At 63.0% G+C, this 10,232-nt stretch carries 8 protein-coding genes; 2 read left to right on the top strand and 6 right to left on the bottom strand.

Features of this window, described 5'->3' with window-relative positions; translation table 11 throughout:
- Window positions 1–217 precede the first annotated feature (217 nt).
- Window positions 218–1,111 carry a LysR family transcriptional regulator gene (locus tag AWB80_RS40515; RefSeq protein WP_061180234.1) on the bottom strand — a complete coding sequence of 298 codons (894 nt, stop codon included), beginning with the start codon at window positions 1,109–1,111 and terminating at the stop codon, window positions 218–220.
- 125 nt (window positions 1,112–1,236) lie between these two features.
- On the opposite strand from AWB80_RS40515, the gene AWB80_RS40510 reads away from it, so the two are divergent.
- Window positions 1,237–2,616: an NAD(P)H-dependent oxidoreductase gene (locus tag AWB80_RS40510; protein WP_061180233.1), complete on the top strand. Its 1,380-nt coding sequence runs from the start codon at window positions 1,237–1,239 to the stop codon at window positions 2,614–2,616.
- A gap of 96 nt (window positions 2,617–2,712) precedes the next feature.
- A complete protein-coding gene (locus tag AWB80_RS40505) occupies window positions 2,713–4,008 on the top strand; it encodes an MFS transporter (protein WP_061180232.1) in 1,296 nt (431 codons plus the stop codon).
- Window positions 4,009–4,056: 48 nt separating this feature from the next.
- Here AWB80_RS40505 and AWB80_RS40500 read toward each other — a convergent pair whose 3' ends face one another.
- Genes AWB80_RS40500 through AWB80_RS40480 form a run of 5 tightly spaced genes read right to left on the bottom strand, consistent with a single transcriptional unit; the run spans window position 4,057 to window position 10,232 of the window.
- Window positions 4,057–5,241: a pectate lyase family protein gene (locus AWB80_RS40500; RefSeq protein ID WP_425266941.1), complete on the bottom strand. Its 1,185-nt coding sequence runs from the start codon at window positions 5,239–5,241 to the stop codon at window positions 4,057–4,059.
- Complete coding sequence (locus tag AWB80_RS40495; RefSeq protein ID WP_244207026.1) at window positions 5,241–6,320, bottom strand: SDR family oxidoreductase; 1,080 nt, start codon at window positions 6,318–6,320, stop codon at window positions 5,241–5,243. Before AWB80_RS40495 ends, AWB80_RS40500 begins: the two co-directional genes overlap by 1 nt.
- Window positions 6,321–6,353: 33 nt before the next feature.
- A complete protein-coding gene (locus AWB80_RS40490) occupies window positions 6,354–8,372 on the bottom strand; it encodes a tetratricopeptide repeat protein (protein WP_087132011.1) in 2,019 nt (672 codons plus the stop codon).
- A 5-nt stretch (window positions 8,373–8,377) separates the two neighbouring features.
- Window positions 8,378–9,547 (bottom strand): KpsE/RkpR family capsule polysaccharide export protein, encoded by a 1,170-nt coding sequence (locus tag AWB80_RS40485; protein WP_341866866.1) that lies wholly within the window; start codon window positions 9,545–9,547, stop codon window positions 8,378–8,380.
- Window positions 9,528–10,232 (bottom strand): P-loop NTPase family protein, encoded by a 705-nt coding sequence (locus AWB80_RS40480; RefSeq protein ID WP_061180230.1) that lies wholly within the window; start codon window positions 10,230–10,232, stop codon window positions 9,528–9,530. The genes AWB80_RS40485 and AWB80_RS40480 overlap by 20 nt, the downstream gene beginning before the upstream one ends.

The following is a 10,232-nucleotide window of genomic DNA, read 5'->3' as shown; positions in this document are numbered from 1 at the left end:
ACATCGCTCATCATCACTTCGATACCATCAACATAAACCTGACGGCATGACCGGATGAATGTGTTACCCATGTCCCGATACACCTGTTACCCATGTCCCGAGTCCATACACTGCTGCAAAGAAAGTAGGTGCCGCCCCGCACAGGGGCGGCACTAATAGACCGACACGCTAACGGGATCCAGCGACAAAAACCCAAGCGCAAGCAGAACCAGAACTGCTACCCCTCCAAAAACCACCTCCCCTCACATTCCTTCCGGATGAAATCCGCCAACCATTTGACCCGCGCGACATCCCGCGTTTCGGCGAGCGTCACGAGCCAATAAGACCGCGACAACGCGATCTCTTCAGGAAGCAATCGCACGAGATTAGAATCGGTCCGCGCGATGAAGCATGGCAAGACCCCGAGCCCCACTCCACCCGATACCGCCGCTGCCTGACTGATCACGTTGGAAATACGAATCGCGGGCACGAGAGAAGAGGAAATCTGCGGCAGATAATTCAACTCCGCCGACCACATCTGATCCTCGACATATCCGACCCAGGGATGCTTCAGCAAATCGCGCCGCGATGCGATCTTGCGATGCCGCTCCAGATAATCCCTCGATGCATACACCCCCAACGCATAGTCCGTCAGCTTGTGCGCATACACGCGCCCTTGCGCAGGCCGCGTCATGCTGACAGCAAGATCCGCCTCGCGCTTCGAAAGACTGAACATACGCGGATTCGCGATCAACTCGATCTCGAGCTGCGGATGCACCGCCGCAATCTGCGCAATCCGTGGCGCCAGAAAATACGTGCCGAAGCCCTCCGGCGTGCCAATACGCACGCTACCCGTCAGACCAATGGACGCATCTTCCAGCCGATGACGCATGCGCGTCGCGAGGCTTTCCATACCTTCCGCGTCGCTCAGCACGCGCTCACCTTCGGGCGTGAGCACAAACCCCTGCGAACTGCGATCGAAGAGCCGCACGCCAAGCGCCGTTTCCAGCGCGGCCACGCGCCGGCTCAGCGTCGAATGATCTACGCCCATCTGCTGCGCCGCAACCGTGAGCCGGCCCGAACGCGAGATGGCGAGGAAAGCCTGGATGTCGTCCCAGTCGAAGCCACGCATGGGGATTTGTGCACAGAGCGATTGCCGATTTGCCCATTCTATTGCAAGAAAGTCGCTGCTATCTTTTTTCCTGAACTCTGCAAAGGCAGAGCACGCGGACGCGAAACAATCAGGAGACACACAGCATGTCGCTCATCGCGAAACTCAAGGCTCGTGCACAGGAAGGCAAGCCGGTCAAGGTCGGTCTGATCGGCGCGGGAAAATTCGGCTCGATGTATCTGTCGCAAGCGCCGCGCACGCCGGGCATTCATCTCGTCGGCGTCGCGGACCTTTCGCCCGATCGCGCGCGCGCATCGCTCAAGCGCGTGGGCTGGGAAGAAGCGCGCTACGCCGCGCGTTCGTGGACCGAAGCGCGCGCCAATGGATCGACCTTCATCACCGACGATGCCGACGCGATGATCGCCAGCGATCACGTCGATATCGTCATCGACGCGACCGGCAGCCCCGCCGCGGGCATTCATCACGCGCTGCTGTGCTGCAAGCATCGCAAGCACATCGTGATGGTCAACGTCGAAGCGGACGTGCTCGCCGGCCCCTTGCTCGCGCGACGCGCCGAGGAAGCGGGCATTATCTATTCGATGGCTTCCGGCGATCAACCCGCGCTGATCGCGGAACTGGTGGACTGGGCGCGCACCATCGGCATGGACGTGATCTGCGCGGGCAAGGGCACGAAGTATCTGCCGATCTATCATCAATCGACGCCCGATACCGTCTGGGGCCATTACGGCTTCACCGAAGAACAGGTCGGCTCCGGCGACTTCAACGCGCAGATGTTCAACTCGTTTCTCGACGGCACCAAGTCCGCGCTCGAAATGGCGGCAGTCTCGAATGCCTGCGATCTGCGCCCGCCCGCCGATGGCCTCGCGTTTCCCGCGTGCGGCGTCGACGATCTGCCGACGCTGCTGCGTCCCGCATCCGACGGCGGCATTCTTCCGCATCGCGGCAGCGTCGAAGTGGTGTCATCGCTCGAACGCGATGGACGCCCCGTGTTCCGCGATCTGCGCTGGGGCGTGTACGCGGTCTTCGAAGCGCCGACCGACTACGTGCGCGACTGTTTCGCACAGTACGGCCTCAAGACCGACAGCACGGGCCGCTTCGCCGCGATGTACAAGCCGTATCACCTGATCGGACTCGAACTCGGGCAGTCGATCGCGAGCATCGCCGTGCGCGGCGAAGCGACCGGCGCGACCTCGGGCTTTCATGGCGACGTCGCCGCCACCGCGAAGCGCGATCTGCGCGCGGGCGAGCGTCTCGACGGCGAAGGCGGCCATACCGTCTACGGCAAACTGATGCCCGCCGCCGACTCGCTGATTCAGGGCGCATTGCCTATCGGACTCGCCCACAACATGGTGCTGCAACGTCCGGTCGCGGCGGGCCAACCGGTGCGCTGGAGCGACGTCGCGTTCGATGCGAACAAGGAATCGGTGCGCGTGCGTCGCGAAATGGAAGACATCTTCCGCGCAGAAATGAAGCTGGAGGTGCCCGCGCAGAAACTCGCCAGCTAAGGATATGAACGTTCTTTGATCCCTTGTGCGCCTGGGCCATTCGATGACCCGGGCGCTTCGCACTCTCAACGCCCGCAAAAGGGCGACGGAGGAGACATGAGTCAAATCAGCGAAACGCTAGGCGTCGCACAATCCGGCACGACGGACGTGTACCGCAAGATCACGTGGCGCATCATGCCGTTCATCGTGCTGTGCTATCTCTGCAATTATCTGGATCGCGTGAATGTCGGCTTTGCGAAGCTGCAAATGCTGTCCGATCTCGGCTTTTCCGATGCAGTCTACGGCCTCGGCGCGGGCATCTTCTTTATCGGCTATTTCATCTTCGAAGTGCCGAGCAATCTGATCCTGCATCGCGTGGGCGCGCGGCGCTGGATCGCGCGCATCATGATCACGTGGGCGATCATTTCCGCGCTCACGCTTACGCCATCGCAGTTCTATATCGTGCGCTTTCTGCTGGGCGTCGCGGAAGCGGGGTTCTCGCCGGGCATCATGCTCTATCTCACCTACTGGTTTCCGGCGAAGAAGCGCGGTTTCGCCTACGGCGTGTATTACATCGCGATCCCGCTCGCGGGCATCGTAGGTGGCCCGCTGTCGGGCTGGATTCTTTCCGCGTTCAGGCACTCGGGCGTCATGGCCGCGTGGCAATGGCTCTTCCTGATCGAAGCGATTCCCGCGTTCGTCGTCGGCATCATGGTGCTATGGCTCATGGTCGACAAGCCCAGTCAGGCGAAATGGCTCACCGACGATGAAAAGCGCCTCGTCACGCATGCGGTCGAACGCGAGGACGCGGACAAGACCGCGCATCACAACGCGCGCGCGTTCCTCTCCGACGTCAATATCTGGAAGCTGTGCGGCGTGTACTTCTGCCAGATCATCGGGCTCTATGGCATCAGCTTCTGGCTGCCTTCGATCATCAAGGACAGCGGGCTCACGAACGTCGAAGTGATCGGCTGGCTGTCGGCGGTGCCATATCTCGTCGCGATTCCCGCGATCATCCTCACAGGCATCAGCGCCGACAAGTTCCGCTCGCGCCGCATGCACTTTTCCATTGCGCTCGTGATCGGTGCGATAGGTTTTGCCGCGAGCGGTTATGTCGGGCATCAACCGGTGCTCGCGGTTATCGCGCTATCGGTTGCGGCGGCGGGCATTCTGTCGGCGTTGTCGTTGTTCTGGGGCATTCCGGCGGCGTTTCTTGCGGGCACGTCGGCCGCGGCGGGCATCGCCGGGATCAATTGCGTCGGCAATCTCGCGGGTTTCGTGTCGCCCTACATGGTCGGCTGGCTGAACGTGACGACGCATAACAACAGCATCGGGCTGTATGCGGTCGCGGCGTTCATGATCGTCGGCGCGTTTGCGGTGCGGGCGATTTCGGGGCAGCTCGCGGATCGTTGATGGTGTGGCGATAAGCGAAGACGCCCGCATTCGATGCGGGCGTTATCGTCATTTTCGGCAACGCGATTGCCACCCCTCACTGTCCTTATTTCCCGCTTGAACCCGGATGCGCTCCGCCAATGCAGGCGAAGCGCGTTCGTACGAATAGCAATACGGTGGATTTGGCACCTTCCCGGGCTGATCGTTCTCGAGAACGCCTTTCGCGTCGCGCAGATAAAGATTGTCCCGTACGGCGATGAATGCCTTATAGCTTCGCGTATAGCCGTACAGAGCTTTCGTTTGCTCATAGCTCTTGCGGTCCGACTCGCCGTTCACCAGCGTAGTGCGCCCCGGCGCCACCGGAATGTAACTGCAATAGTTCGCGTCGACGCCCTCGACGGTCGGGAAGAATGGCGGCTCCGTGCAAGCGCGTCGCGCGGAATTGACGAAAATGTTTCCTTCGACCAGCGCCTTCGCCTCCAGACTGAAACTCATGCCATAGAAGTCCCAGTTTTCGAGCAGGTTGTTATAGAGGTGCACCGTGCCGAACTGCGCGCGCGGATTGCGCTGCATGGTGTCGACGAAGTAGCTGTGATGAATGGTCACCCGCGCAATCGAATCGCGATCGAAATGCTCGAACAGATTCTTCGACGTGATGTTGTTGACGAGCATGACCTTGTCGTCGTCGTGGAACTTGACCCACGACACCGTAACGTCCGTGGCCCCGTTCTTCACATTCACGAGACGGGCCGCGAAACGCGAAAGATCGAGATGATCGATCCACACGTTGCGCGAGCCGCTTGCGATATCGACCGCCTGCGTGAACGTGCGCAGACGCCCATCGATCGTGAGATGCGTGAGAATGACATTCGATCGGCCGTAAACGCCGAAGCCGTAATCGAGCAGCGTCACCCGATACCCGCGACCATCGATGGTGACATTCGACGGAAGGCGAAGCTGCGATTCGAGCACGATCGTCAGGTCCGACGCAAAGCGAATCCATGTCGGACCTCGCGCCTGCGCGAGCGCGTCGCGAAGCGATCCCTTGCCCGAATCCGCCGCCGACGAAACGACCATCACTCGCCCGCCCATGCCGCCCGTCGCATCGCGACCGTAGCCTTCTCTCTGCGCGAGCAGCGTGGAGACCATCGGGCAATCGGCATCGGCGATTTCGCAGGGTTCTGGCGTCGCAGCCCGCACGCTGGCGGCAATCATCGCCATCAGGATGACGAGAACGTACGTCAGGCGTCGCATCATCGGGCCGTCAGGCGCGCGATGTACCAGGGAAGCGCATCGCTCATGCCGGCGCGCAGGTTCAACAACGGTGCATACGCGAGGTCGGCTCGCGCCTTCGACACGTCCGCCTGCGAGTGACGCACGTCGCCCGCGCGGAATTCCCCGAAAACGGGCGCGTTGTCATAGCTGAAACCATGACTGCCCAAACCAACGCGGATCACATTGAAGAGATCTTTCAAGGTGGTGCGGTCGCCCACGGCCACGTTGTAGACCTCGCTCGCGCGCAGGTCTTCGCACAACGCCGCGCGCAGGTTCATCTGCACGACGTTGCCCACGTAGCAGAAGTCTCGACTCGTCTCGCCGTCGCCGTTAATCTGGACTTCATCGCCGGCAAGCATTGCGGCGATCCACTTCGGAATGACGGCGGCATACGCGCCATTCGGATCCTGACGCGGACCGAACACGTTGAAATAGCGCAGCCCGACCGACGCGAAACCGTAGGTGCGCGCGTATACGCCCGCATAGATTTCGTTGACGAGCTTGGTCACCGCATACGGCGACAAGGGATTGCCGATACGCTCCTCCCGTTTCGGCAGATTGGGTTCGTCACCATAGGTCGAGCTCGACGCCGCATACACGAAGCGTCGAACCCCGGCGCGGCGCGATGCATCGAGCATATTAAGGAATCCTGACGCGTTGACGTCGTGCGTGGTGATCGGATCTTTCACCGAGCGCGGCACCGAACCGAGCGCGGCCTGATGCAGCACGAAATCCATCTCCGCGACCGCTCGCTCGCAGGCGGCCACGTCGCGAATATCCGCCTCGTGGAACGAGAAACGGCTCCAGCGCGCCTCGCCCACGCGCTGCCGGACTTCGTCGAGATTATGCTGGTGGCCCGTGGCGAAATTGTCCATGCCGCGCACTTCCTGTTCCAGCATGAGCAAGGTCTCGACCAGATTCGAGCCGATGAATCCCGCCGCCCCCGTGACGAGCCAGCGATGGCTTCCCGACGACAGCCGCTCGCACAAATCACGCTGCGTGGCGTCCTTCAGCCAGGCCGGCACATTCGGTTCGTTCAGTATTTGCTCCAGTTTCATATCCGCTTCCTGCTTGTTGAATAGGTTCGATGCTCACCGGTCACCGCCGGGCGCATCATACGGTTGTGTCGAGCGATCCATGGCGCGCACGTGCCGCCAGATTCCGCCGCTCAGCCGCAAGTTCTCCGGCGCTCCGGCAAGGTGCTCGCGCAAGTGGCCGAGATAAGCCTGTTGCCAGCGCATGGCATAGACTTCGACGTCCTCGCCCGGCCGCACTGCCGGCATCATTGCCAGCGTGTTGACGATCTTGCCGTGCTCCCACCGCGGCGCGTAAAACACCGATGGCAACCCAAGACGATGCGCCGCACGCGCCGCAAAGCTCGAATAAGTGATCTCCTGTCCGGCGAACGGCACGCGCGGCGCGGCCGGATCGAGCGCACCTTCGACCGCGATGCACAGCGCGGAGCCCGACTGAAGCGCCCGCAGGGCTTCCTTGGCCACCTGCGTCTCGCTCTGGTCCGCCGTCGAGATGAGCGCCGACGCGTACTTCGCGCTCGTCACGCCGGGCGTGGTCGAGAGCCAGCGCGACGGCATGCCGAGCAGTTCGAGAACCATGAGCCCCGCGTACATCGGACCGACATGTGCCGTCGCGACCACGACGCCCTTGCCGCTCGCCATGAGCGGTGCGAAAAAGCGCTCGGTTTCATCGAGATCGCCGAGCAGGGTCATGGCCTCTTCGATCCGGTCGTCGCGGCACTCGAGCCATTCCAGCAACAGATGATCGACCAGATGGCCCCAGCGCGCCGCGCGTTCCCATTGCGCGCGCGTCAGTTGGTCCGCGTCGCGTCGCAGCGACCACGCCCAGTCGAGCCGCGCGCGCGGAATCGCCAACGTGTCGATCTTGTGGTCGAGCTCGGCCATGGCCGCGGCGAACGATGTCGGCAACGCCTCGCTGCGCGTACGAAGATAACCCGCGTACAGCGCCGACGCTTCGTCATGTCGACCCGCCTGAGACAGCGCCGCGGCTGCCAGCCGCTGCCAGCGTCCGCGCTCCGGCCGTTGCGATACGAGCGTCATGAGCGCGTCGGCGGCTTCGGCGTGACGGCCCGCATAGCGCAAGGCCCGGGCGAGCAGCGCGCGGTGCTGCTCGAGTCCGGGCGCGAGTTCACAGGCCCGTTGCAGAGGCGGTATCGCATCGGCGTAGCGGCCAGCGCGCAGTAGCGTTTCGCCATGGAGCGACACGAGCCGGAGGTCGTCCGGCGCGAACACCACGCCTCGGGAAAAGTGCTCCAGCGCGCGGCCATGGCGATCCTCCGGCGTGGCGCGCGCAAGACAAGCCTGACCCAGTTGCGAGCGCAGCGCGGCGCCATCCTGGCCCGAGGCCAGCGCGGCTTCCCCCGCACGTACGGCGGCATCGAAACGTTCATCGTTCAGCAGCGCCTGCACCATCGCAGCGGCGACGCGTTCGTCGGGCAACGCGCTGGCATCGAGCGTGCTCGCGACGCAAGCGGCCAACGCCGGCTCGCCGCCGCGCATCAACGCCGTCAGCCACGCGTGCGCGTGCTTGCCGTCGCGGCGCGCCAGTATCAGCGTCGTTCGCGCGACTCGCGCGGCGTCGTCGGCACGACCTGCCTGCAGGCGCAATTGAATGCGCGTGGCTTGCAGGGCCGCGTCGTCCGGCGTGGCTCGCGCGGCGGCATCCGCATGAGCGATGGCCTCATCCCAGCGCTTCAGGCGCCCCAGCAGACTCGAAAGCAGGCGCCGGTCATCCGCGCCGTAGGGCCATGCTTCGACCACCACGGACAGGACGTCGACCGCGTCGCTCAGCGCGCCTTCCCGCACCAGCGGCGACACCAGCAGACGTCGCAGATCGTCGCGCGCATCCGCCTCGCGCACGAGCGCGGCGTGGAGTTGCGCAATCGCCTTTGCCGGCTCATCGTGCGAACGGATCAGCGCGATGATGCGATACACGAGCGCGGCCGCATCGGGCATCGCACCGACGGCGGATGCCGACGAGAACGCGGCGAGCCCCGTCGACCAATCGCCCTTGAGGACGGCTCTTTTACAAGCGGCAAACGCACTGACCTCATGCTTTTCCTGTCGCTCGGCCATGTTGTTCACCCCTGCAGAAAGGCACGTCCGACGCTCGTCGCCAGTTTGGCGAACAGCGCCAGCGCGAAGCCGACGGCCAGCGCTTCGAGCGCGAGCAAAAGGGCGTCGGGACTGGTGGGGCGGTCTGAAGGCAAGGGCTTGCTGATCACGGTGAGGTAGCGCTGCAACTTGAGCGTGTCCGTGAACGCCTGTTGATAGCCCTGCTGCACAGCGTTGAGATTGCTGTCGGCGAATACTTGCGCATTCTTCAGTTGTTCATACTGTTCGAGCTGGGTCGCCTGCGTATTGCCCTTGCCGCTCATGCGCTGCCGGACATCCGCGAGGCGCTGTTTCAGCGCGGCCACCTGGGCCGCCGTGGGTGCCAGCATCGGATGATCAGGATTGCCGAGCGCACGAATCTTGTCGAGACTGAGTTGCGCGGTGCTCAGTTCCGCTTCGATCTGGCCGGCCAGATTCAGCAGCATGGCCGCGTTCGCCGCAGGGTCCATGTTCTGATTGTCGACGCGCCATTTCGTCAGCGCCGCGCGCGCGCCCTGCGCTTCGCGTTGAGCGAGCGCCACCGCCTCGCGGCTCACCTTGAGCGCGTCCTCGACGCCCTTCTGATCCATGCGATTGACGAAGTCCTGCGCGAGATCGATGAGCGCAGCCGAGATCAATGCCGCGTCCGCGGGCGAATACGCGCTGACCTTCATCACGTCGACCTGTTCCATCATGTTGTACGAGACCTTCACGGCTGAGCGATATGCACGATAGAGATCGTCTTGCGACGCACCATCGGCCAGGCGGTTCGCGATATCGAAGCTGTCATGCGCGAGCCGCTTGCGCAGGCCGATCTTCCGGTCCAGTTGCAGCATGCAGTCGCGCGAATTCAGGAAGTCGCTGACCGCCCAGCCATCGACGAACCCAGCGGCGAGACCGGAACCGTCGCCCGATGTGAGAAAGCTCGCGGCATTGGAAACCGGCGACTGCGCCGTGCTTGCGCGCACCGAAAAGCGCGCTTCCGCCGAATAGCGCGGCAAGGCGATGAAGCTCGCATAGACGATGCTCAACACTACCGGCGCGAAAATCAGCGCAAGCATGATCCAGCGCCCGCGACGCCGTTCACGCGCCGCCGCCGCGCGCTCCCGCCGGCGTGTGTCGATGCCCGGCTCCAGCTCAGAAGTCGGCGGAGCCATAGGTGTTGATGTCGGCTGCGTCGACGGAATCGATTCGCGACTGGCGTGAAGGGAATCGACGGATGCACGCGTCGAGGTCGTCGTCGATTCGAAGGGTACTTCGTTCATAAACCAAACCTTTGATGCAGTAGTCCGCCATCTGTTGCTGGCGGTAAGTCGAGAGGATCAGCGTCCGGCCAACCAGACGCTCCTCGAACAATGCGAGCCACAGGCGCGTGAAGCGACACGGCTCGAACGGAATCACGCCGTCGATGATGTAGACGTCGAAGTCGGGCGCGAGCGCCAGCGCAAACGAAACTTCCTGTCGCGTATAGAGCGGCCAGTGCTCCATCGGTGCGTGAAGATGATCGGGGCGCGTGATCATGTCGGCGACGAAATCGATGCACGCAGCCGGTTCAATCCCATGCAGCGCGCACACGAACTCGATCATGCGAATGCCGCTCGCCTTGCCGCGAATGAAGCCCTGACGGCCGAGCGGCCACGAGACGCGCCCCTGATGCTCGACGAAGCCCTCGCGAGGCGACCGCAGTCCGGCCAGAATATCGATCAGCGGACGATGACGTTCAGGCGTATGCGACAGCAGCGCGTAACGTCCACGGGGAATGGCGAGGCTCGCCCCGGCAAGCAATGAAGACTGCGCGCCGAAGAGTCTGGGAGCATCGGAAATCCTGTTGAGATGGATCAT

The organism is Caballeronia pedi (assembly GCF_001544915.2).
GTDB lineage: Bacteria > Pseudomonadota > Gammaproteobacteria > Burkholderiales > Burkholderiaceae > Caballeronia > Caballeronia pedi.
Note: the sequence above shows the minus strand (reverse complement) of the source record. Positions and strands in the feature narration are given on the sequence as shown.